Here is a 24,563-nt window from a genome sequence, read left to right as displayed (position 1 = left end):
CTTTCTTTATAGAATCCCCAATCTCGTATGAGGTTGGGGATTTTTTGTTTATATGGATTAGTCATATTTTGTTTCTGCAGACAAGATGTTGTACTATATTTCTGTTTAAGTTTGTTAAAGTTGCGAAAAAAAGATGTTACTTTGTACGCATATTGAAGATTAAGTAAGCTATGTTGAAAACTGTAAAAAAAATTCTTATTAGATTAGGAATAGGCATTGGAGTATTATGTGTATTAGTATTAGCACTAATGTATATTGTACCAGTATTTTATGCAGATCAAATAAATGTTAAGGTAAAGGAATTAATGAAAGAATCCATCAAGGGAGAAGTAGACTTTGAGAAAATTGATCTATCATTTTATAATAGATTTCCTTTATTAACAGCTACAGTAGTTAATCCTAGTATAGCTGGTGTACAATTAGATTCATTGTATTCTGATCATTTATTTGAAGCTAAATCAGTTAGCTTAGGTGTTGATATCTTTAGCATAGTAAATGGTAAATTGTCTTTTAATAGAATATATGTAGATAGCCCTATTGTTCATATTAATGTTACAGAGAAAGGAGAAGCAAATTATGATGTTTTTGTTCCATCTGATGAGAAAGAAGAAAGTGATGAGAGTCTTGAATTAAAGATAGATGAACTTCATATAGATAATGCTGAAATAGTTTATAATGATTTAGCTAGTAAGTTGAGTTTTATAGCTTCTGATTTTGATTATATTGGACAAGGTAATATGAGTGATGATGTATTTGATTTACTTAGTAAAGCAAGTATTCATTCTTTTGACCTGAACTTTGATGGTGTTCACTATGTAAAAGAGAAACCTATTTTAGCTAAACTTCAAACTAAAGTAGATACAAAGTCTTTGACTTTTGTCTTTGAAAAGAATGACTTACGTGTTAAAGGATTACCAGTTGATTTTAAAGGACATTTTGGTTTTATAGAGAATGGTTATGATATGCTCTTTGATATTAAAACAGAGAATGCTACTCTAGAGCAACTATTATCAGTTATACCACCAGAGTATCAATATTGGTTGGATGATACTAAATTTGCAGGAGATGTTAATGGTAAGTTTTTATTAAAAGGTAAATATGTTATTGTTGATACTTTAAGTCCTAATGTTGATTTGTCATTAAAATTAAAGAATGGTTTTATACAAAATAAACAAGTTAGTAAGCCTTTAGAAAATGTAGAACTTGACTTTGCTTATTCGATGCCAAAGTTAGATATAGAGAAAGGAAAAGTGTCTATTAATAAGTTGGCTTTTGATTTAGATAATAAACATACTGATATCAATGCAGAAGTTGAGGGCTTGACCGTTATCAATGCAAAAGGAAAGATCAATTCAATAGTTAATCTTGATTTATTTCAAAAAGCAATAGGTATTGAAGGATTTGCTATGCGTGGTGAATTAGCTTTGGATGGAGTTTTTGATGGAACCTACTCTAAAGGTGTTGTTGAAAGAAGAACCTTACGTAAAGTATATAGAGACAGTACTATCACTAGTATTCCTCAATTCGATTTAAAAGGATCTATAAAAGATGGATATTTTAAGTTAGAACAATTACCAGAAGCATTAGAAGCTATTAACTTTAACTTTGATATAGCAGCTAAGGATTCTAATTATAAGAATACTTCAGTTAGAATTTCTGATATTTCATTATCTGCTATGAGTAATTTTATAAAAGGTAATATATATCTAAAGAATCTACGTGATTACAATATTGAGGCGGATGTAGATGCTAAAGTGGACTTAGAGAATATAAAGTAATTCATACCAATAGAAGATATTGTGCTTAGAGGAGTGATTGATGCAAAGGGTAGTATAAAGGGAACATACGAGCCAAAGCGTAAACTATTCCCTGTAATTGATTCTGAAATTAAGTTTGTCAATGGATATGTTCAATTTAAACGTATACCTGACTTACCAATAGAGAATATTCAGATTCATACGATCATTAAGAGTAAGCGTGGATCTCTACATGACTTAACAATTAAAGTCTTACCAATTGACTTTAAAATAGCAGGAGAACCTTTCCAATTAGCTGCTAGTTTGTATAATTTAAATAACTTAAATTATAATGTGAAGTCAAAAGGAACATTGAATATAGGTAACCTATATAAGTTGTTTAAGATTGATGGAATAGATGTACGCGGTAGATTATTAACGAGTCTTTTCTTAAGTGGATTACAAAGTGATGCTGTAAAAGGAGATTTTGATAAATTAAAGAATGGAGGAAAGTTTGAAGTAGACAATATAACGGTGACTTCTGAGATGTTCCCAAAACCATTACATATTAAAAAAGGAGTATTCAAGTTCTATAAAGAAAAGATGAAGTTTGAGAAATTTGAAGCTACTTATGGTAGTTCTAAATTTTCTATGAATGGATACTTGACTAATGTGATTGGTTATATGCTGAAAGGAGATACTTTAAAAGGGAACTTTGATTTACAAACTCCTTATATGAATGTTGATGAATTTATGATGTTTGCAAATAATAAAACTAGTAATGTCACAATAGCAAATACATCTAACGCAGGTGTTATTCAGGTTCCTAAAGACATTAATATTGCCTTTAATGCTGTAGCTGATAAGATTAAATACACAGAATACAATATTGAAAACTTTACAGGTAATCTAGTTGTTTCTAAAGGAGGTATAGATTTGAAAGATACTAAGTTTAATTTGATAGGAACAAATGTTGCTATGAATGGAACTTATGAACCAACAGGTTATAGAAGTGCATTGTTTAGTTATCATTTAAAAGCTTCTGAATTTGATATTCAAAGAGCATATAAAGAAATTACTTTGTTTAGAGAAATGGTGACAATGGCGAAGGATGCTTACGGAACGGTTTCTTTAGATTATAGTTTGAAAGGGAAATTAAACAGTAGTATGTTCCCTGTAATGAAGAGCATTGAAGGTCAAGGTACATTATCATTAGCAAATATTAGTTTTAAAGGATTTAAACTTTTAGGAGCTATTGCAGATAAGACGGATGCTAAATCGTTAGAAAAAGGAACATTATCTGACGTTAATATTAAATCATCTATTAAAGATAATGTAATGACTATTGAACGAACTAAAATGAAGATGGCTGGTTTTAGGCCACGTTTTGAGGGACAAGTAAGTTTAGATGGAGATTTAAATATTGGATTTAGATTGGGATTGCCTCCATTAGGTATTATAGGAATACCAATGAGAATAACAGGTAATGCAGAAGATTTTAAAATTAAGTTAGGTAGATATAAAGCAAGTGAAGTATTGGGACAAGGAGCAAAAGATGATGACGAAGATGAGGATGAAGGTACAGATGTAAAATCAGTGAATGATTCTATCCCTGCTCTACCAGAGGTACTGCCAGTACAAGCCCCTGATAGTCTTCCTAAGTCGGCATAAGTAAAAAGCTCAGAGATTCTCGAGAGTACTGAAAAAGTAAGGCTTTTTTTGAGTTCAAGTCACTATAAGGCAAAAAAAGACGCTTTTAAAGGAGGTTATAACTAACCTTTTTTAAAGCGTCTTTTGTTTTTAAGATTATTTTTAAAGATATAGCTAGTGCTTAATAGTCCTTATTTCTCTTTCTGAGAGGACAAAATGCTACCTAGCTATCCTTACTACATTAATTTCAGTATTCTTTTTAAGTTTACGGCAAAAATAGCCAATGCCCCTTGCATTTGCATAGACGACAATCCGTACGACAAAGCAGTATCGTATCCATGGGCATTCTTTAATTCTGCGTTTTTAGCTTCTATCTTATAACGATGTTTAGCCTCTTCTTTAAATTCTGGAGTGTCTTCAAAGGCTAGTTGGTCTAAGTGTGTTTGACTTGATATAGAGACCGAATATGATTTGGTCTTGGCTCCAGGTTTGTAACAACCATCTTTTAAAGGACATTGTTTACACTTTTCAACATCAAAATAGTATGTTTTAACTTGATTAGTATTTTCTCCTTTCTTGCCTTGAGTAGCCTTTCTAACGGCTAAATGTCCTGCAGGACAAACGAACATATCAGCATCTTTGTTAAAGTCAAATTGGTCTTCTTTTTTACGAGTACCTTGACTAATTACAGGATTTAGTTTAGAGATTACACTAATATTATTCTTCTTAGCATAGATTAAATTGTCTTTACTGGAGTAAGCACGATCACCTATAACAGTGTTAACTGTCATTCCATTTTTAATAGATTCTTCTACTAATGTAGTTAGCAAAGGACCATCTCCCTTTTCTCCTGAAGTGACTACTGCAGCTGTGATAACACGCTCCTTACTCATGGCAATATGAGTTTTATATCCCAAGAATGATTCCTCTTTTGACTTATGACCTATACGAGCATCTTGATCTTTAGATATATCTCGTTGTTCTTTTACATCATCTAACGCTTCTTTTAAAACATTCAGTTTCTCACTTACCTTAGGTAAGCTACTCAAAGATCCTTTGTCTTCTAAGTAGTTGATTAACTCTGTACAATAAGCCATCTCATTCTCTACGTTATCGTCTGTGTTTTTAGTAGGTAAATGATCTTTTACTGTTGGATCTGTTTCATAAAGAACCTTTCTTACATTCTTTGAACGATATCTTAGAAACTCTATAACAGATACTGCATTAGAGCGACTCTTAGTATGTGTTGCATCTAATATTATTGCCTCTGATTTTATAATCCCTTTTGCGATAGCTAACTCTACTGTTTTACCAATTAACAAGTTTAGCATATCAGTATCCTGAAGCCTTAATTTTCTAAACTTGCTTAGCGTACTAGCTTCTATTACCTTTTCTTCGATTGACATATCTAAGAAATACTTAAACGATAAGTCGTATTGCGAGCGTTCTACAACATCTTGATCTGATATGTCAAAGATTGTTTTTAATAATAAGTACTTGAACAAACGAATAGGAGAATATGCCATTCTACCATTGGTGACACAATACTTACTTGATAGTTCTTGATATACAAAAGTAAAATCGACAAGATTATTTATCTGACGTAACATATTATCCTTAGGAACTAACATATCGTATAACTCAGAATATTTACTAAAAGAGATTGTTTCTTGATGACTTACCATTGCTTTTTATTTGATCAGTACAAAGCTAAAAAAACAAAGAGGTAAAATAGAAGAGCTTAAGCCCTCTATTTTACCTCTATTTCGAAAAAGAAGACTTTTTCAGTGCCCTCGAGATTCTCTGGGCTTTTTTTATTTATATGTGATTTAAGTTATATTTTTGACTTGTAAAACAAAATAAAATGAATACTTACACCAAGTTAAACGATATAGAAAATCTTCTTATACAACAAAGTACTGTAGAAGAACCAATGCATGTCTATCAGGTAGATAGTCCTGTAGAAGAACAAGTACTTAGAATGAGATGTGAAGAAGTACTTCCAACAGATGAGAACTTAAAATATCTGATTGCGCGAATGTATAAAACTGTTCGCAATGAAGAGAAACCTGGAGTAGGGATAGCAGCACCTCAGGTAGGTATCAATAGAAGAGTTTTTCTAGTGCAACGAATGGATAAAAAAGGAGAACCATTCGAATTCTTTATTAATCCAGAGATTGTATGGTATTCTAAAATATTGAGAAGAGGAGAAGAAGGGTGTTTATCTATTGCTAATGAATATGGAGAAGTATATAGAAGCTTAGCTATTCAGATTACTTACTATGATTTAAGTGGAGAACATTTCCAAGAAGTGATAGAAGGTTTTACAGCTGTCATTATACAACATGAATTTGATCATTTGAATGGAGTGTTGTTTACTGATCGTATTAAAGAACAAGAAAATAATGAATATTATAATGCATCTCCTACCAGTGAGATTGTTTACCAGAGATAAACTACAGATTGTAGTATTTCTACTTATTAGTACTTGGTGTCTTACATATAACTGTGTTTATGCTCAGACTGTTGATTATAAGTATTCTTATGATGATTTAGAGCTTAGTTGTCCATCTGATGATATGGAAGTAGAACGATTATATAAAGTAGGTTTAGAAGCTCTTAATTCACCTAAGTATTATAATATCGCAGGTAAAGTGTTCTTTAGTTTAATAGAAAGAGATAAAACACTTTGTGATGCATATTTCTTTACAGGAGTAGCTTTAACTAAACAAGATAAGCACGAAGCCGCAGTAACGTATTATTACTATGCTGATAGTTTAGCTAGTAAGAGTAATTCAGTATTTAAAGAAGAGTTAGCAGAAGCAGCTTTAAGAGTCGGAAATATTGGCTTAGCGAGAAAGAAGTATGAAGAATTGATCAAGGACTTTCCCAATGACCCTGATGGTTATTATGGAATAGGGCTTACCGCTACTTCTTTAGGAGATATAGCTAATGGATTGCAAAAGCTAAGTATTGCAGAAGAGTTGTATATAACAGAGAATACCTGGACGGAGCAACGACAACAAGAAGTATATTTAATGAAGGGAATCCTCTTTATAGCGGATACTCAGTATGAGGCAGGTTTAGAATATTTAGATAAGTGCCAAACTACTTTTAATACGCTAGATGACTTTAATGCTAATTATGCACTTGCTTCAGACGAATTATTTAAAGAGACTAAGAATGAAAGTTATAAAGCGAAAGCCTTAGAAGCTTTAAGTAGAATCAAAGATAAAGGAAAACTGAACGAGACTTTTCTCAAACGTTTTCAAGATAAATAGCATAAGTAAAGGGATTGTGATCTTACTCGCAGTCCCTTTTTATATTGCTACTACGGAGTAGTACCAAGCTTATTTAAGGGATAAGTTCACTTCAAAACCAACTCCTCTTAAACTCAGGATACTTATTGATTCATCGTGTTGAAAGTATTTTCTTAAGCGGGTGACGAATACATCTAAACTACGTCCATTAAAGTAGTCTGCAGATGGCCAAAGCTTCTGTAAGATCTCTTCACGAGAGATAATATCACCATTATGACTGATTAATAGAAGTAATAAATCTCTTTCTCGTTCTGTCAGACGTATCGTTTCAGTGGGATGACTCAGCTTTAGCTGTATAGGATTAAAAGTATAGCTGCCTAATAAGTACTGTTCTGTCTTTGGTACAGCAGTTCGCTTTAGGATATTCTCTATTCTAAGTTTTAGTTCTTCAGGATCACATGTTTTAGAAATATAATCATCAGCACCGAGCTTTAACCCCATTAAGCGGTCAATACTTTGGTTCTTTGCTGTTAAGAATAAGAAAGGCAAGTTTGGTAATACCGTATTAATCTCTTTCGATAAGGTAAAACCATCTTTCTGTGGGAGCATAATATCTAATATTGCTAAGTCAAAGTGTTCTTGTGTTACAGTCTCTATAACTTCTTCTGGAGTAGTGAACCATTTTACCTCAAAACCACAGATACCTAAATACTGTTGGATAACTGTACCATAATCAATATCATCCTCTACTAATAACAATTTATACATAAGGTATTGTGATTTTAAAAGTAGTCCCTACTTGTAGTTTACTATTTATATTAATATTCCCGTGAAGTGATTTTACTATTTGTTGTACTTGGTATAAGCCGATGCCTAGTCCTTGGGTATTATGGATATTGCCTTCTCGTACTCTATAGAATTTTTTGAAGACATCACTCTGTTTATCCTTAGCGATACCCATTCCGTTATCTATAATTGTGATAGTATACTGATTAGCTTCTGATGAGATAATACATTTAATCTCTGTTCCACCATATTTAATACTGTTTTCTAATAGATTAAGAAGTACAGTTTCTATTTTAGTTTTAGAGAGATTTAGTTCATCTTTAGCATTCCATTCTATAGCTAATAGTACTTCAGGATACAGGTTTTGGATATCCTCTATCAGTACTAAAGCATCTTCTTTTTTATAACCTTCTTCTTCATCTGATAGGATAGGATTAAGGCTATTCTGTAATCGGTCTAATCGATCTACTTGACGGAGTAGAAGGTTCACTGTAGGAGACTCATATTCTTTCGACAGATTCTTACAACCATATTTTAGAGTAGCGATAGGTAGTTTAAACTCATGAGAGACATTATCTACCATATTGTAGAGATTAGTTATTTCTCTTTCCTTTCTTTTGATAGCTTTATAAGTAGTATAATATAATATGAGAATAAAAACACAGATTAGAATAGAACCACTTAAAAGGGGAAATAACTGCCTTAGTGTTAAGCTTAAATAATTAGTTACCTCTATAAATCTTTCTTGGTAAATAGTGATATGTAGTTTATAACTATCAGGACATTCTGTGCATGTATCACCTTCATCCTTTATACTAGTCTCATTAATTTCCCATTCAGAAGTATTTATTCTTTGGGGAGCGTTCAGTTTTCGCTTTGTTTCTAAAAGGACAAAAGGTTTATCTAATAACTCCTCTTTGCTATCATGTATGACTACTTGTTTGATAACTATTTTCGCAGCCACTTCATATCCTAAGGTAGAGAACGTACTGTCTATCTTTTTTGTAAACAATTCATTATTCTTGTCTAGGACAGAAGTAAAGTCTGTTTTGATATTTTCTAAGGTTGTTTTTTGCTGCAGTAGGTCTAAAAAAGAAGTATACAGTAAATTTTCTTTTGTTAAGCTAATTTCTTTGTAGAAATGCTCCTCTAGTAAATCATCCATTTTTTGATGAGAGATACTACTTATTTCTTTTTGTTTTAGTTTAACTGCTTGCATGAAATAAAAAATCATTACCCCTACAAGAAGTATATAAAACAAACAAAAGATGATTAAGTAATATTTAGAATTTAGCTTTTTCATATACACAAATATACTTTAAAAAGAGAGTAATACATCAAGAGGCTTTTGCTGTTAACCGTTCATTAACCGTTCATTAACCGCCTTCTTTTTCTGAATACAGCACCTTTGTTTAAAATTAATGAAATTATGGTACGCATACTTATTTTATGGAGCATATTATTGTTAAGTGTATTAGTAAATGCACAAACAACTAACTCTCAGATCAAAGGAAAAGTAACAGACAATAAAAAGGAACTATTGGCTTTTGTTACTGTTGTAGCTAAAGATGCCGATGGCAAGATAGTACAGTCTGTTTATACAGATGAACAAGGTGTTTATGATTTAGACGCTAATACATTGATTACCCAATTAGAATTTAGTTATGTAGGATTTAAATCTCAGACGATAGCTTTAGGTACCACTTCAGCTGTAGTAGAGTTAGCAGAAGATAATGCTATTTTAGAAGAAGTAATGATTACCGCTAAGCGTCCTACTATAAAAAGAGAGATAGACAGATTAGTATTTAATGTGCAAGACACACCATTAGCGACTACGAATGCGTGGGATATTCTGAAACAAACACCTGGGGTCAATGCGATAGGAGATAACCTAAGTATCCGTGGGAGCTCTAGTATATTGGTGACGATTAACGATAGAAAGGTGATGCTGACAGGAGAGCAGTTAAAAGAGATGCTTGAATCTACAGATGGTACACAGGTAGAGGCTGTAGAAGTTATTACTAATCCTCCTGCTAAGTATGATGCTCAGGGGGGAGCAGTATTGAACATTAAATTAAAAAAGAACGTAAACTTAGGATATAAAGGGAGTGTAACAGATCGTTTTAAACAAACTACCTATGCAGTTAACACCTTAGGTACACAACATTTTTACTCTGGTGATAAAGTGAATTTATCTGGAAATTATTCTTATACAAAAGGATCAGGAGTACGCTATAATGAAGACAACGTTATCTATGAGACCGGAGAGCGTTGGAGTACAGACCTGACTCGTATGAATAAGATGAGAGGAAGACATAGTTTTAATGCGGAGATGGATGTAAAGGTAGATAGTACATTGACACTGACATTAGGAGGGGATGGCTATATTAATGAGCAAACCAAAGGTGATTATGTCATCCCTACATTAATCTATAATAAAGAGGGGATTATAGAATCTAACTATACTACTTTTAATAAGAAGCGTGCTAATATGGATACGTACACAGGGTATTTTATGTTAGACAAGAAGTTTAGTCAAGAGAAAAACTTATTATGGTCTTCTTATTTTACGTATGATAACCAGAAAGATAACCAAGATGTACGAACTGAATTAAACTTTAAAAATCAAGTACCAACTGAACGCTTTTTCGCAACGAAAGATAACTCGCGTACACGATTAGCTGTATCTGGTATTGATTATACGATAGATAAAGAAACAACGAAGTGGGAGTTAGGAGGAAAGTATAGTATTGTCAAAGCTTTATATTCATTAGACTTTTTTGATACTAAAACAGGGAATCCTAATAAAGACAAGAGTAACGATTATGATTATCAAGAAATCAACTGGGCAGGATATACTTCATTTACGAAGCAATGGGATAAATGGCAGATTAAAGCAGGATTGAGAGGAGAGTACACAGTCATTCAGACGAAGAGCACAGGGGTAGGGAGTGACACACAGTCATACTTTAAGTTATTTCCTACAGCCTATGTGAAGTATGATGTAACAGACGATCATCATTTGGGCTTTTCGTATGGCAAGCGCATTGACAGACCTTCGTATTCTTGGATGAACCCAGCGAAGAGTTACTATAATCTGTTTTCGTACTTTCAAGGAGACCCTGATTTAAAACCAACGATCAGTCATAATTTTAGTCTGAGTTATGATTATAAAGAGTGGAGTTTAGAGATGTACTATAAGAGAGAGCAGAATCCATCTATGGAAATATCATATCAAGAGGATGCTACTAATACATTAGTATATCACTATACAAATATAGATAAGAGACAGGTAGCAGGGATGAGTTTAAACACGCCGTATAAAGTAGGAGAGTGGCTGACTCTAAATAGCTATTTAAGATTAGAGTATAAGGAAGATTACTTTTATGGTCTAGATAAGAAGTTGTATAAGAATGATGCATTCGGTTTTGGAGGGCAACTATATGCTTCTGCACTTTTAGAAAAAAAGAGTAATTGGAAAGCGATGTTGACTTATAGTTTTTATACACCAGGTGTACAGGGGACTTTTAGAATAAGTAGTTATCAGCGTACAGACTTTATCATGAGTAGAGAGTTCTTGAAGAATAAGTTATCTGCTAATCTGTATGTGTATAATATTTTTGGTAGTGACAGACAGATCATTAGTACTAACTATGCGAATCAAAATAACTACTTTAAAGACTATAGCGATACACAAGGTTTTGCTGTTTCTTTAAAGTATAATTTAGGAAACCAAAAGGTGAAATACAGTTCTAAAGAAATAGAGATGACAGAAAAAGACAGACTTTAGTATAAGATGATTATGAGTTAACACTTTCATAATAACTCTTTGAATTCTTGAATTTAAAAATGACAATTTCTTTACGTACTAAAAATCAAGAGATAATAATGGAGGAATAGATTTGACTTCATTAATCAACTAGTAGTAACGTAAATGAAAAAAAAATTACAATTAGCAGGTTTGGTATGTGCGACTTTATTTAGTGCACAAGTTTTTGCTCAAACCACACAAGCTTCTATCCAAGGGATCGTATTACAGGATAATGCGATCCAACAGGGAAAAGAAGTTATGATTAGAAATACATCTACAGGGTTTACAACACGTACTAAGACGAATGCTAATGGGGAGTTCGTCTTTAAAGAAATTCCATTAGGGGGGCCTTATATTGTTGTTACACAGGATGAGACTGGTGGAGAAGTAAAGAAAACGGGGTACTACGTAAACCAAGGTGATAATGTATTCGTAGATATTGTTATTGGATTAGATGATCAGCATTTAGAAGAAATCGTTATTGATGGAAAGAGCTTAAAGAATCAGAAAGAGTCTTTGGGGGCAGCGACTACTTTTACAGCAAGCTCTATAAAGAATTTACCTATTAACGGACGTAATTTTGCTAACCTAACGGATTTATCACCTTTATCGAATGGAGGGTCTATAGGAGGACAACTAGGATCTTCTATTAACTTTACGATAGATGGTACTACTGCTAAGAATCCTACATCAGGAGGGGCGACTACTAGTAGAAGTGGTGCTCCATATTCTGTATCTATGGAGGCAGTACGTGAGTTTCAGGTAGTGACGAATCAGTATGATGTGACATTAGGGAGAAGTGGAGGAGGAACCGTAAGTGCAGTGACTAAATCTGGAACCAATGAGTTCTCAGCTTCGATGTTCTCTTATATGCGTGCAGATTGGTTATCTAGCCCGTATGATATCAACGGAAATAAGAAAGGGGATAGAGATTACTCTACTTATCAATATGGACTATCTTTAAGTGGCCCGATTATTAAGGATAAACTACATTATTTTGTAGCATGGGATCACCAGTTAGACACTCGATCACTAGTGATTGCAGATATTAATGGGCCAGCAGATGAGGATAGATACGGTATTACTAACCAGACTTTAGATAAGTTCGTAGGTATTGCTCGTGATAAATATGGTGTGTCTAATAATCCTCAGTACGGAACATTTGACAAGAGAAGAAACTCTGATGCAGCCTTCTTACGTTTAGATTGGCAGATTAACGAGAACAACTTATTGACGGTTAGAAATAACCTTACATATGACTATAATCCACTAGGATTAGGAGATAACACACAGATTAATCTATACGAATCTTATGGTACAGATAAGAGTGTTGACAACAGTTTATTAGCTACATTAAGAACGAATATCAGTCCTAAGCTGACTAATGAGTTAAAAGTACAGTACTTATATACATTCCAGGATAGTCATCAGAGTGCAGAGTTACCAGGATGGTATATACCACGTGCTATTGTGGAGAACGTAACTTCTAATATTGGAGGAGGTGTGCGCTCAGCGAATATACAGTTGGGAGGACACCGTTTTGCACAAGAGAAGTTTACGAATAATGTTTTTCAGGTTGTAAATAATTTATACTATAACACAGATAAAGTAAACTATACTTTCGGTGTTGACGTGATGCAGACTAACTCTAAGTCAGTATATGGTAGTGAAGTGAATGGACGTTTCCATTTTAATAATGATCCTGCTCTAGGATATTCTTCTATGGATAGCTTTGAGAATCTAAGACCTTATAGATATTATAGAGAAGTACCTTTAGTAGATGATCTTACTGTCGATGGAAATATATTAAATGCGGGTATCTATGGACAAATGAAGACTTCTTTATACCCTGGTTTAGATATGACTTTAGGGCTTCGTTTAGATTATGCGAAGTATCCGACAGCTAAGTTTAACCAGTTAGTATATGATGAGCTAGGACTAAGAACAGACAATAACTTTAAGTCTTTGATTGTACAGCCACGTATTCAGTTTGATTGGAATATCAATGAGAACAATACAGACTATATCCGTCTAGGTGGAGGTATCTTTGGTTCGGATGTGAATAACTATGCATTGATTAACAACCTTACTTTTGATGGAAGTAAGCTAGCTACTGTGGATGTAATGGGAGCTGATGTACCTACTCCAGACTTTGAAGCTTATAGAAAAGATAAAAACACAATACCTTCTTTGACTCAACATCAGTTAAGCACAATCAACTTCACAGGAAAAGATGCAAAAGTACCGATGGTGTATAAGGCTAACTTATCGTATACACACTTCTTCAACAGTAGATTTAAGGTGAGTGTGACAGGGTATATGAACTTAGCTCGTAATAACTACTTCTATAAAGATAGAAATATGGTGGATAAACCATTCTTTACTTTAGACAATGAAGGAGGAAGAGGTGTATTCGTCCCTGCAGAAACTATTTTAGCGAACGGTGCTTCTGATTGGAAACAAGGTAGAAAATCAAACCAACTAGGTCGTGTATTAGAGTTAGTAAGTGAAGGAAAAGTAAATAACTATGCTTTAGTATTTGACACGAATTATAACTATTACAGAGATGGACAGATAGCAGTGAGTTATACTTGGAACTCTACTAAGGACAATACTTCTTATAATGGAAACGTAGCTAACTCGGCTACACTAGGACTACCAGTAGCAGATGACCCTAGAGATTTAAGCAAGATGAGCTATTCTGATAATCACTTTAGACATAAGTTAGTAGTGTATGGTAATGCACCTAGTTTCTACGGAGTGAATGTAGGAGTGAGATTCTCTGGTATTGGAGGAACGAGATATAGCTTATTATCAGGAGGTAATACGAATGGAGATTTTGTTAGTGGTAATAATGACTTAGCGTATGTATTTGATATCAATGATCCTAAGACTCCACAGCATATTAAGGATGGATTACAAGCGATTATGGATAATCCAGAAGTAAGCAGTAGCCTTAAAAATTATATCCAAGATAGCTATGGTAAAATAGCAGAGAGAAACGGAGGAAAGAATAGCTTCTATGGTGTATTTGATTTGCGTATAGCGAAGACTTTCCATGTTAAAGGGAAACACAAGTTTGAGCTATCAGCAGATGTATTTAACGTAGCGAACTTATTGAATAAAGATTGGGGAGTGAATAAATCTATGAGAACGCAGTCTCTATATGCTTTAGGTGTACCTAAGAAAGGAGAGACAGCTGCTTTACCAGGTTTTGATCAAGCTACACAACAATTTAATTATAGAGTAAATACAAAAGGGACTCCTGTCAATAGAGGAAACCCATACCAAATACAAATAGGGTTAAAATATAGTTTTAATTAATGCTTTCATAGTTAATAGATTATCAGGTTAATGCACTAATTCTTAAAAGTGGGACTCGTCAGAGTTCCACTTTTGTTTTTATTATACAATAGTAAAAGTGGCTTGATGTACTAATTTGTTGTAATTTTAAAGGTTAAATACAAGAATATGGAATTTGATTACTTTGACAAGATTAGGAAGATTAGAACGGGTATCCGATTCTACAGTGAGCTTCTAATAGAGGCTTCGTGGAATATGTGGAATATCAAAACGAGGGTAGGTATTTTCTTCTTTTCTTTAGTCGCTGCACTGTTAGGTACTTATTTTTTAGCTCCAGATGTTTTTAGTGAAGCTCAGAAATACACCATGTTTATTTTAATATTCTCTATATTACTCTGGGCGACAGAAGCCATTCCTCCCTTTGCGGTAGGGATTATGATTATAGGTTTTCTCGTCTATACCATGGGGAATATACAGGGAGCCACGATTTCGCCCCAGGAGATATCTGATACCTGGTCAGACAGTGTGATCTGGATATTCTTAGGAGGTTTCTTCTTGAGTGAAGGAATGCGGAAGACCAATCTTGACTTGTCGTTGTTTAAGAAGACCATTTCTATTTTTGGTTCTAATCCTAATATGCTAGTATTAGGTATTATCATTGTTACTTCAGTTCTATCCTTGATTATCTCGAATACAGCGACTGCAGCTATGGTATTAGCTTCGGTAATGCCCTTGATAGATAGAGAGGGGAAAGACTCTAATATGTCTAAGGCTATCTTAGTCAGTATTCCAGCTGCTGCTACCTTTGCAGGGATGATGAGTATGGTATCAACACCTCCTAACTTGATCGTAGTGAACGTATTGAAATCTAAAGGATTCGATGTTACGTTTTCTCAGTGGTTGTTATTAGGGTTCTTACCAGCCGTAGTTTTATTAGGGACATTCTGGTATGCTGTAGTACGCAAGTATACTTCTAAGGTAAAAGGATTAGATGTTTCGTTCGCAAACAAAGCTTTAGAAATGACGAATAGTATGCGCTTACAGCGTCTAGCCGTTATTATCATCTTAGGAGTGACAGTATTGATGTGGATGTTAGGAAGTAGATTACATATACCTACAGCAGGAGCCGCGATGGTGCCTATTATGTTCTTGCCGATGTTGGGGATTATCACAGCAGAGGACGTGCGCAGATTGCCTTGGGATACCTTGATGCTAGTAGCGGGAGGGTTATCTCTAGGGATGGCTATTAAAGAGCTACTAGCACCATATTACTCTCAGTTCTTAGCAGGGATGGAGTTTAATATGATCGTGATGATGATTATTTTCGCAGTAGTGACAGTGTTGTTTTCTAATATTATGAGTAGTACTGCTACAGCTACTATTGTGATTAATATTGCCGCTATTGTACTACCTACAGATCAGTTATTACCGGTAGGGTTAGTAGTAGGACTTTGTTCTTCGTGTGGATTATTCTTACCAGTATCTACGCCGCCTAATGCCATTGTCTTTGGTACAGGGATGTTGAAGCAAAAGGACTTCGTACTCGGTGGATTATTTGGAGCGATATTAGGTACTACGATTATCATCTTATGGGTGTTATTCTTACAGTATTTCACAGGTTTCTTTGAAGCAATATAAAGTATAAATAACGAATAAAATAAAAGGCGTATTCACACTGAATACGCCTTTCTGCTTAAAATAACCTAACCAAAATGTATTATATTCTCTCTGGGAAGTTGGTGATGATACCGTCTACTTTTAAGTCTTTTAGACGTTGGATATCTTTCTCCTCATTCGCAGTATATGGATATATTTTTAACTTAGCTTGTTTGATTTTACTCACGTTTTTCTCATTCAATGTTTTGAAGTAAGGATTGATCGCTACAGCCTTGATCTTATGTGCAAATTCAATAGCATCAGCTGGCTCTTTAGAAGTCAGTACAGCGATGTCTAAATTAGGATCTAGAGCAGCTATTTTTTCTAATTCATCCCATTTAAAACTAGAGATGATAAAGTCTGCATTCGTCCATCCTTTTTGTTTGAACTGTTGGATGATAGCGTATGTACCTTCTGCAGTATTCGCTCCTTTTAGTTCTATATTTAATACTGCCTTTCTATTGATAGCAGCAATAATATCTTCTAGTGTAGGCATTTTATATTTACCATCTACTAGTAGCGCTTGTAGTTCTGCTTGAGTATATTGTTCGATATTCCCTTTACCGTTTGTTAGTCGTTCTAAGGTATCATCATGGTGTACCATTAGAGCTCCATCTTTTACTTTAAACACGTCTATTTCGATCGCATCAGATTTCATCTCTACAGCTTTCAGAACAGATTCTACTGTGTTCTCCGTTACGTGTCCCATAGCACCTCTATGTGCGATACGCAATACTTTATTATCTTGTGCAAATGCAAATGAACTCATAGCTAAACATAAAACTAATAGTCTCTTTTGAAATCTCATGGTATCTGTTTTAATTGATTAGGACAAAGATGAATGTTTTATGTATTGTCAACTTTACCTTAATATTATTGTTGTGTAAACAAACTAAAATAAATGCCTTGATCGAAGAGAAGCCAGAGACGGTATGATTAAATAATTTTTTAGATTCTAAAAGAAAGGTACAAAAAAAGCTGTTCAGTGAAGAACAGCTTTTAAATATTATTTTACTGGTGTACCGAATAAGTCAAACTCATAAGCACTATCGATGTGAATATCTGCATATTCACCTATTTTCAGATAGTGTTTAGTAGCGTCTATTCTTACCTCGTTATCTACGTCTGGGCTATCGAACTCAGTACGTCCTATAAACTCAGTACCTTCTTTTCTATCAATGATACAACGGAATGTCTGTCCTATCTTCTCTTGGTTTAGATCAAAAGAGATTTGTGCTTGGATTTCCATGATTTCGTTTGCACGAGCTTGTTTTACTTCCTCTGGAACATCGTCTTCTAGTAAATAAGCATGTGTGTTTTCTTCATGAGAGTAAGTAAAACATCCTAAGCGTTCAAACTTCATTTCTTGTACCCAATCTTTTAAGATTTGGAAGTCTTCTTCTGTTTCTCCTGGGTATCCTACGATCAATGTCGTACGAATAGCCATACCTGGTACAGCTTCTCTAAACTCTTTTAATAGCTTAGTAGTCTTCGCTTGTGTAGTACCACGGCGCATAGACTTTAAGATATTGTCAGAGATATGTTGTAGAGGGATGTCTAGGTAGTTACAGATCTTAGGTTCTCTCTTCATTAGTTCTAATACATCCATAGGGAATCCTGTAGGGAATGCATAGTGAAGACGGATCCATTCGATACCTTCTACTTTCGCTAAGTTCTCTAATAGCTCTGCTAAGTTTCTCTTTTTGTATAAATCTAATCCGTAGTAAGTCAAATCTTGAGCGATCAAGATTAACTCTTTTACTCCGTTTTTAGCTAATCCCTCAGCTTCTTTTACTAATTTCTCGATAGGTTGAGATACGTGTGCTCCTCTCATTAAAGGGATAGCACAGAAGCTACAAGGACGGTCACATCCTTCAGCGATTTTAAGGTAAGCGTAGTTTTTAGGAGTAGTCGTCAGACGCTCTCCTAATAATTCGTGTTTATAGTCAGCTCCTAATGCTTTTAATAACAAAGGTAAATCTGTCGTACCGAAGTATTGATCTACATTAGGGATTTCAGCTTCTAAATCAGGTCTGTATCGCTCAGATAAACATCCAGTAACGAAGACCTTGTCAACAATACCTTCCTCTTTTTTCTCTACGTATTCTAAGATTGTGTTTACTGATTCCGCTTTTGCGTTATTAATAAAACCACAAGTGTTGATCACCACAATATTAGCTTCATCATTAGCAGCCTCATGTGTTACCTCTTTTCCACTTGCTTTTAATTGTCCCATTAACACTTCACTATCGTAAACGTTTTTTGAACAACCTAAAGTAATTACGTTGATTTTATTCTTTTTTAAAGTTTTGGTTCTCATTGATTTAAAAAAATTGGACTGCAAAATTACATTTTTTTTAGCTACAAACTAAGCGCTTTAGTATAATTATGTGAATCTAGTAGTCTAATTATAAGCATTCTGTTTTAGAACCTTGATTTTATGAGGGATATAAATCAATCGATGTAAGAGATAAGATTTGATTGTACAGCGCCATCGTTGTCTTTTAATTTTAGGTGTTTACGAAACACCTAAAGATTTTGAAGAGTCCTGTTTCTTAAGAATAATATTTACCCCTTCAATATTGCGACAACACCTCTTCAATGTTCCTTCAAGAAAAGTGCTTTAAACTAGAGCAATCTTGGGGAAATGTTGAAGAAGTGTTGAAGGAATAGGTATGAAGGCTTGTTTTTAGTAGGATAGTGAGGTGTTAAGGTTGAATGATAATAAAAGGGTGTTTTTTGGTAATGATTTGATATTTAGGTTTTTATTGTTATTTGTTCTCGATATGAGTATAAAAAAAGATATAATTTTTTATAAGAAAAGGATAGTGATAGTAGGGGAAAAACTGGTTTTGAGTAAAAAAAGGAGTGAAATGAAGGGGATAAATTACTATAAAACGATTTTTAAGGGTCGAAATGGATAAATAAATAGAAGTAAAATAGAAAATGAAGAAGAATAGGTTTAGCATTCGTTTTGAACTATATCACGAGATAAAGTAGGGGTTCTAAATAAACAAATAGTGCTGAGGTTCTGTTTATACGGTATATGTGGTAAATAATGAGAATAAAAAAGAGGCTATCGAATAAATGATAGCCTCTCGGTATATTGTTTGTTTATGTGTCTTTATTATAATCTAAAGATACCACCGAATACGATGATTGTTTCTCCGAACCAGAAGTTGTGCATAGCTCTATCTGATTTGCTAGCTGTAGTACGTACATCATACATATCAATGTATCCACCTTTTAACTCTGCTTGAACGAAGAAGTGTTTAAAGAAAGTCACGTTAAGACCTGCTTTAGCTGATAGACCAAATCCAGAAACGTGGAATTCGTCATATCTTTCTTTACCTAATAAAGTAGTGTTTGTTTTTGGGAATACAATACCAGCTCCAACACCTTCAGTTAAGTTGATCTGAACTTTATCTGTGTTCCATACTCCAAAAAGTTTAGAGATGTCATCCACACGGTTTAACTCTACGTTGATATAGTTTAATCCGTCTGTGTGTTCGAACATTAAGAAATCTTCAGTTAGATTTACTTGGTTAGGGTGTCCAGGGATAGTTTCTCCGTAAGAACCTTGACCAGGGTAGTATCCTAAGATACCTACTGTTTGGTTTTGATCCATTACATATTTCATGTGATCAACTCCTAAAGAGATATTATATTTATCAGTGATAAAGTAACCTACTCTTAAGTTCGTTTGTGGAATAGTCATACGAGTAGGGTTTAGGTAGTCGATATGCCATCCTTTAGGTTTGTCAGACGCTGCTACATTCTGTAAGATGAAGTCATAGTCATCACCTCTAAAACGAATGTCAGAATTACTGAAAGTACCGCGGTTACCTCCCCAGTAAATGTAGAATTTACCTTTGTTAGAATCTGTATAACGCAGAGGAGTAGTTACACCTTCTTGAGCAAAACTTGTAGCAGTAGCAAGCAAGCATATTGCAGCGAAAAGTTTAAAAATATACTTCATTATTTGCTTATTATTATTTTTATAAAAATCGAACTGCAAAGGTATAATAAAAAAATCTCTTTATCAGTTTATCCGATAAAGAGATTAAGTACTTAAACTTCTAATCTAATTAGAAATTAATGTTGTATGTCAAACTTACAAAGTTATCTGTCGTTTTAATATTAGCAGGCTTATAAGGATTTACACCTGTAGTATCAACTAAGTAAGTATTATAAGACTGCGAAGTTCTAGAGTAAGATAAGTCTAAACGAGAACTACCGAAAGTATATCCGATACCTGCAGAGTATCCATTTAGATCTCCATACATTTTATAATCCTTCTTATAAGGACTCTGTTCGAAGCGATATCCTGCTCTTAAGCTTACTTGTTTGATAATGTATTCCCCTCCGATACGTACTTCACTTGCTCCTGTCATCATGGTATTGATTCCTTGGTTTAAGCCGTAGTAAGTATCATTACCTGTAGGTCTGAACTCGTTATTGCTATAATCTTTGAATGTATAGTCAACACTGATCAGTCCTTTATCTTTAAAGATATAAGCTAAACTCCCTGTGTATTTAGAAGGGGTTCTCAGTCTATAACGATCGAATACATTCACTACTCTAGGATCTACTACAGCGTTATTCTCACCTACGCGAGATGTAGAAAGCCCTTGGATTAATTCATCCTTAAGAGAGTACCAAGTAGGTGACTCGTATGCCACACCTGCTCTTAAAGATTCCGTAATCTGTCCAATAGCTCCTATATTAAATGAGAATCCTGTCCCGTAAGTATAGACTTCATTAAAGTAACTCATTGACTGAATAGATCCTTTTCCTCCTGGTGTAGCGATAGTCTCCTGAGCAAGGCTGCTCTGAGTGTAATCTACTACGTGAATATTCAGGTTAGCTCCTACATAGAATCGTTGCCCAAGTTGTGCTGCAAAGTTAGCTGCAAACTTGTTTGTGAACCCGCTGTTGCTAAATGTTCTAGCTTGGTTATACTGACTATTTTGATTATAGTTCGCTGTATATGTCCCGTCTTGTGTACCTTTATTGATTAACCATGCTTCGTGTGCTAAGTAGGTTTGTTGTCCTACGAACCCTCCATAGTAACCGGCATCCATATAGTCTTGCTCTACAGAGCTACCATTTGGTTGTGCGATACCATGGGGTACTTTAGCTCCATTAGCCATGTTTAGGAAATAGTCTCCTAAACTATTGTGTGTATTCGTTCCTCTGAATAAGATGTCGTTTCTTAGATTCTTAGTGCTCTCATAGTTAAGTCCTATCGTGAACTTTTTCATCGTAGCGTTGTCATTGTAGTTGTTAAAAACAAATACTGCTCCCATCTGACCTAAGTCTAGACCATCATAGTTTTTTGACGTATTATTACCATAGTAGTTAGCTTTATTGTTTCTAGCTAAATAAGATAAACTGAAAGCTGCTGTATTATAATTAAATATAGCTCCCCCTGCCGGGTTAATATTCGTGGCAGATAAATCTCCCCCTACTGCACCAAAAGCTCCACTCATTCCTCTAAAACGAGCTGTACCATTTAGATCTGATTGATTATATCTCATGACATCTGTAGGTGCAGTTTCTTGAGCATAGGCTGCTGCGGATAGTAAGATAGAACTTACTAATGTATAAAAATACTTGTTCATTTTTTCTGTCTTGTTTACTTATATATTATCTACTGTAACTACTGCGTGAACTACCTCCACCGCTAGAAGAGCTTCTAGATCCTCCACTGTAACTACTTCCACTACTGCGCGAGTATGAAGAAGAAGGGGTAGAGTAGCTGCTACGTGAATAAGAACTTCTGGAGTTATTATTATAGTTGCTATTGCTATTATTAGAAGAGTTATTGTTATAACGAGCGTTGTTATATGAACTAGTACCGTAAGAAGATCTTGAGTAAGAACTTCTAGAGTTATTGTTATAACCTGAGTTGCTGTTTCCTCTATTATTAGTTTGGTAGCTTGATCTGCTATAACTCGATCTACTGCTATTAGAGTAGTTACTACTACTTCTTCCAGAGTAGCTACTTCTCGTATAGGCAGAGTTGCTATTTCCTCTGTAAGCGTTATTAGAGTTATACGAAGATCTAGTGTAGCTAGATCTACCTCCTCTAGGATACGCTACATTATTATAATAGTAATTAGGTCTGTGTGAGTAGTATCCTCCGTAATATGGATACCCGTAATAGCCACCCCATGGACGACCGTAGTATCCACCGCCCCAGCCCCAGCCAAAGCTCATACCAAATCCAGCACCCCAATAGTATGGACTGTAAAATGGATCGTAATAACCCCCCCAATAACTACTATAGTATGGATAACCATAACCACCGTATCCATAATAAGGGTATCCGTAACTATTATTATAGTAATTAATATTTACGCTGCTAGGTTCAGTTCCCCAAGAGCCGTAAGAGACAGCTTGTTTTGGTTTGTGCTGAATAACACTGTCATTGACAGGTGAAGTATATTGATTTACATCAGTGAAATATTCGAACTCGTCACTTTTTGACTTGAAATACTCCGCATAGTAATTAGCGTCAGGATTTTGATTGTTGCGATATTGTTGAGTATTCTCACCTTGACTATATATACCATCGTGATAAGAGGTATTATAATACGAACCACAAGAAACAGTTAATCCTCCTATAAGCAAAAACATACCTAATTTGCTTAATAATCTAGAAGTTTGGATAATTGTTTTCATTTCGTTGTTTTTTTAATTGTCGGTCAAAACAAATTTAGTTAGTTTTGTGGAATTATTATAGTTAATTAAGAGTTAAACAATTTTAACTGCTAATATATTAAAAATGAGCAAGAATATTACTAAAAGAAGTGAGGACTACTCTAAATGGTACAATGAATTAGTTGTCAAAGCAGATTTGGCAGAGAATTCAGGTGTACGTGGATGTATGGTTATCAAGCCTTACGGGTATGCTATCTGGGAGAAGATGCAAGCAGAGTTAGACAAGAAATTTAAAGAAACTGGTCACCAAAATGCTTATTTCCCCTTGTTTATCCCCAAATCTTATTTTAGTAAGGAGGCAAGTCACGTAGATGGATTTGCTAAGGAGTGTGCAGTTGTAACTCATTACCGATTAAAAACAGGAGAAGACGGAAAAACGATAGAGGTAGATCCAGATGCTAAGTTAGAGGAGGAGTTAATCGTACGTCCTACATCAGAAACAATTATTTGGGATACATATAGAAAGTGGATTGAGTCATACCGTGACTTACCAATCTTAGTGAATCAATGGGCGAACGTAGTTCGTTGGGAAATGAGAACTCGTCTATTCTTAAGAACAGCTGAGTTTTTATGGCAAGAAGGTCATACTGCGCATGCTACTGAGAAAGAAGCTGTGGCAGAGGCAGAACAAATGTTAGACGTATATGCAGACTTTGCAGAGAACTTTATGGCTATTCCGGTAGTAAAAGGATTCAAAACAGAGAATGAGCGTTTCGCAGGAGCTATTGAGACTTACTGTATTGAGGCACTAATGCAAGATGGTAAAGCATTACAAGCGGGTACATCACATTTCTTAGGACAAAACTTTGCTAAGGCATTTGATGTTAAGTTTACTTCACAAGAAGGGAAACAAGAGCACGTATGGGCTACATCATGGGGAGTGAGTACTCGTCTGATGGGAGCATTAATCATGACTCACTCTGATGACAATGGTTTAGTATTGCCACCAAACTTAGCACCTATACAAGTAGTTATCGTACCTATTCATAAAACTGACGAGCAGTTAGATGCTATTCGTGAGGAAGTGAAAAAGATTACAGATAGATTTAAGAAATTAAATATTTCTTTCAAATTTGATGATCGTACAGCATATAAGCCAGGATGGAAATTTGCTGAGTACGAACTAAAAGGAGTGCCTGTGCGTGTAGCTGTAGGGCCTAAAGATCTAGAGAATGGAACTTTCGAAGTTGCACGTCGTGATACGCTTACTAAAGAGGTGGTGTCTAAAGAGGGTATCGTAGAATATATCCAAGATCTATTAGAGACTATCCAAAGTAACTTATTTAAGAAAGCTTACGATTATAGAGCTGAGCATATCACTGAGGTGAATTCTTTTGAAGAATTTAAAGAAGTGCTAGAAGGTAAGGGAGGATTTATTTCTGCACACTGGGATGGTACTGTTGAGACAGAAGAAAAGATCAAAGACCTTACAAAAGCTACAATTCGCTGTATTCCAATTGATAGAAAAGAGGAAGAGGGAATATGTGTGCTAACAGGCAAGCCTTCTAAGGGTAGAGTATTATTTGCAAAAGCATATTAATTTCATTTTTTTTTGTTTTTCTCTTGCGGGATAAAAAATTTATTGTAGTTTTGCATCCGCATTAGAGAAACAAATGGTCCGTTCGTCTAGGGGTT

The 24,563-nt window shown here is 34.6% G+C and carries 16 protein-coding genes; 8 read left to right on the top strand and 8 right to left on the bottom strand.

Features of this window, described 5'->3' with window-relative positions; all coding sequences use genetic code 11:
• The first annotated feature begins 170 nt into the window (after positions 1-170).
• Both RT228_RS15660 and RT228_RS15655 read left to right on the top strand, forming a co-directional pair.
• Positions 171-1,778 (top strand): AsmA family protein, encoded by a 1,608-nt coding sequence (locus tag RT228_RS15660; protein ID WP_225600962.1) that lies wholly within the window; start codon positions 171-173, stop codon positions 1,776-1,778.
• Positions 1,779-1,799: 21 nt separating this feature from the next.
• Entirely contained in the window at positions 1,800-3,407 is a 1,608-nt protein-coding gene (locus RT228_RS15655) for an AsmA-like C-terminal region-containing protein (protein ID WP_225600963.1), read from the top strand.
• 215 nt (positions 3,408-3,622) lie between these two features.
• On the opposite strand, the gene RT228_RS15650 is transcribed toward RT228_RS15655, so the two are convergent.
• On the bottom strand, positions 3,623-5,071 hold the full coding sequence (locus RT228_RS15650; protein WP_073145115.1) for an IS1182 family transposase: 1,449 nt from the start codon (positions 5,069-5,071) through the stop codon (positions 3,623-3,625).
• A gap of 179 nt (positions 5,072-5,250) precedes the next feature.
• Here RT228_RS15650 and def point away from each other — a divergent pair, with 179 nt between their 5' ends.
• Positions 5,251-5,841, top strand: a complete 591-nt coding sequence (gene def / locus RT228_RS15645) for a peptide deformylase (RefSeq protein WP_006260363.1) — start codon at positions 5,251-5,253, stop codon at positions 5,839-5,841.
• Complete coding sequence (locus tag RT228_RS15640; protein ID WP_225581659.1) at positions 5,792-6,667, top strand: tetratricopeptide repeat protein; 876 nt, start codon at positions 5,792-5,794, stop codon at positions 6,665-6,667. Before def ends, RT228_RS15640 begins: the two co-directional genes overlap by 50 nt.
• A 69-nt stretch (positions 6,668-6,736) precedes the next feature.
• Here the strand turns inward: RT228_RS15640 and RT228_RS15635 are convergent, their stop codons facing one another.
• Both RT228_RS15635 and RT228_RS15630 read right to left on the bottom strand, forming a co-directional pair.
• Positions 6,737-7,414 carry a response regulator transcription factor gene (locus tag RT228_RS15635; RefSeq protein ID WP_006262049.1) on the bottom strand — a complete coding sequence of 226 codons (678 nt, stop codon included), beginning with the start codon at positions 7,412-7,414 and terminating at the stop codon, positions 6,737-6,739.
• A complete protein-coding gene (locus tag RT228_RS15630) occupies positions 7,407-8,735 on the bottom strand; it encodes a sensor histidine kinase (protein WP_006262048.1) in 1,329 nt (442 codons plus the stop codon). The genes RT228_RS15635 and RT228_RS15630 overlap by 8 nt, the downstream gene beginning before the upstream one ends.
• A gap of 126 nt (positions 8,736-8,861) precedes the next feature.
• Here RT228_RS15630 and RT228_RS15625 point away from each other — a divergent pair, with 126 nt between their 5' ends.
• From RT228_RS15625 to RT228_RS15615, 3 genes are all read left to right on the top strand, one after another.
• Positions 8,862-11,222: an outer membrane beta-barrel family protein gene (locus RT228_RS15625; RefSeq protein ID WP_006262047.1), complete on the top strand. Its 2,361-nt coding sequence runs from the start codon at positions 8,862-8,864 to the stop codon at positions 11,220-11,222.
• Between the two features lie 144 nt (positions 11,223-11,366).
• Positions 11,367-14,567, top strand: a complete 3,201-nt coding sequence (locus RT228_RS15620) for a carboxypeptidase regulatory-like domain-containing protein (RefSeq protein WP_313138762.1) — start codon at positions 11,367-11,369, stop codon at positions 14,565-14,567.
• 147 nt (positions 14,568-14,714) lie between these two features.
• Positions 14,715-16,184 carry an SLC13 family permease gene (locus tag RT228_RS15615; RefSeq protein WP_006260357.1) on the top strand — a complete coding sequence of 490 codons (1,470 nt, stop codon included), beginning with the start codon at positions 14,715-14,717 and terminating at the stop codon, positions 16,182-16,184.
• Between the two features lie 79 nt (positions 16,185-16,263).
• Here the strand turns inward: RT228_RS15615 and RT228_RS15610 are convergent, their stop codons facing one another.
• The 5 genes from RT228_RS15610 to RT228_RS15590 form a co-directional block, all read right to left on the bottom strand.
• Positions 16,264-17,010, bottom strand: coding sequence for a glycerophosphodiester phosphodiesterase (locus RT228_RS15610; RefSeq protein ID WP_006262046.1), 747 nt, complete (start codon positions 17,008-17,010; stop codon positions 16,264-16,266).
• Positions 17,011-17,208: 198 nt separating this feature from the next.
• Entirely contained in the window at positions 17,209-18,522 is a 1,314-nt protein-coding gene (rimO, locus tag RT228_RS15605) for a 30S ribosomal protein S12 methylthiotransferase RimO (RefSeq protein WP_006260355.1), read from the bottom strand.
• Positions 18,523-19,329: 807 nt separating this feature from the next.
• Positions 19,330-20,181, bottom strand: coding sequence for a membrane protein (locus RT228_RS15600; protein WP_006262045.1), 852 nt, complete (start codon positions 20,179-20,181; stop codon positions 19,330-19,332).
• A gap of 109 nt (positions 20,182-20,290) precedes the next feature.
• Complete coding sequence (locus RT228_RS15595) at positions 20,291-21,826, bottom strand: OmpP1/FadL family transporter (RefSeq protein WP_006262044.1); 1,536 nt, start codon at positions 21,824-21,826, stop codon at positions 20,291-20,293.
• 25 nt (positions 21,827-21,851) lie between these two features.
• Positions 21,852-22,889: a hypothetical protein gene (locus RT228_RS15590; RefSeq protein WP_253114683.1), complete on the bottom strand. Its 1,038-nt coding sequence runs from the start codon at positions 22,887-22,889 to the stop codon at positions 21,852-21,854.
• 103 nt (positions 22,890-22,992) lie between these two features.
• Here RT228_RS15590 and proS point away from each other — a divergent pair, with 103 nt between their 5' ends.
• The gene (gene proS / locus RT228_RS15585; RefSeq protein ID WP_006260351.1) at positions 22,993-24,468 is read left to right on the top strand and encodes a proline--tRNA ligase; all 1,476 of its coding nucleotides are present in this window, start codon (positions 22,993-22,995) and stop codon (positions 24,466-24,468) included.
• Positions 24,469-24,563 lie beyond the last annotated feature (95 nt).

This window comes from Myroides sp. (genome assembly GCF_032073645.1).
In the GTDB taxonomy this organism is placed as follows: Bacteria; Bacteroidota; Bacteroidia; order Flavobacteriales; family Flavobacteriaceae; genus Flavobacterium; species Flavobacterium odoratimimum.
Note: the sequence above shows the minus strand (reverse complement) of the source record. Positions and strands in the feature narration are given on the sequence as shown.

Coding starts and splice junctions, on each gene's coding strand:
- RT228_RS15595 (WP_006262044.1), bottom strand. CDS start 21,826: ATGAACAAGTATTTTTATACATTAGTAAGTTCTATCTTACTATCCGCA.
- proS (WP_006260351.1), top strand. CDS start 22,993: ATGAGCAAGAATATTACTAAAAGAAGTGAGGACTACTCTAAATGGTAC.
- def (WP_006260363.1), top strand. CDS start 5,251: ATGAATACTTACACCAAGTTAAACGATATAGAAAATCTTCTTATACAA.
- RT228_RS15625 (WP_006262047.1), top strand. CDS start 8,862: ATGGTACGCATACTTATTTTATGGAGCATATTATTGTTAAGTGTATTA.
- RT228_RS15610 (WP_006262046.1), bottom strand. CDS start 17,010: ATGAGATTTCAAAAGAGACTATTAGTTTTATGTTTAGCTATGAGTTCA.
- RT228_RS15620 (WP_313138762.1), top strand. CDS start 11,367: ATGAAAAAAAAATTACAATTAGCAGGTTTGGTATGTGCGACTTTATTT.
- RT228_RS15650 (WP_073145115.1), bottom strand. CDS start 5,071: ATGGTAAGTCATCAAGAAACAATCTCTTTTAGTAAATATTCTGAGTTA.
- RT228_RS15590 (WP_253114683.1), bottom strand. CDS start 22,889: ATGAAAACAATTATCCAAACTTCTAGATTATTAAGCAAATTAGGTATG.
- RT228_RS15630 (WP_006262048.1), bottom strand. CDS start 8,735: ATGAAAAAGCTAAATTCTAAATATTACTTAATCATCTTTTGTTTGTTT.
- RT228_RS15640 (WP_225581659.1), top strand. CDS start 5,792: ATGAATATTATAATGCATCTCCTACCAGTGAGATTGTTTACCAGAGAT.
- RT228_RS15635 (WP_006262049.1), bottom strand. CDS start 7,414: ATGTATAAATTGTTATTAGTAGAGGATGATATTGATTATGGTACAGTT.
- RT228_RS15660 (WP_225600962.1), top strand. CDS start 171: ATGTTGAAAACTGTAAAAAAAATTCTTATTAGATTAGGAATAGGCATT.
- rimO (WP_006260355.1), bottom strand. CDS start 18,522: ATGAGAACCAAAACTTTAAAAAAGAATAAAATCAACGTAATTACTTTA.
- RT228_RS15615 (WP_006260357.1), top strand. CDS start 14,715: ATGGAATTTGATTACTTTGACAAGATTAGGAAGATTAGAACGGGTATC.
- RT228_RS15600 (WP_006262045.1), bottom strand. CDS start 20,181: ATGAAGTATATTTTTAAACTTTTCGCTGCAATATGCTTGCTTGCTACT.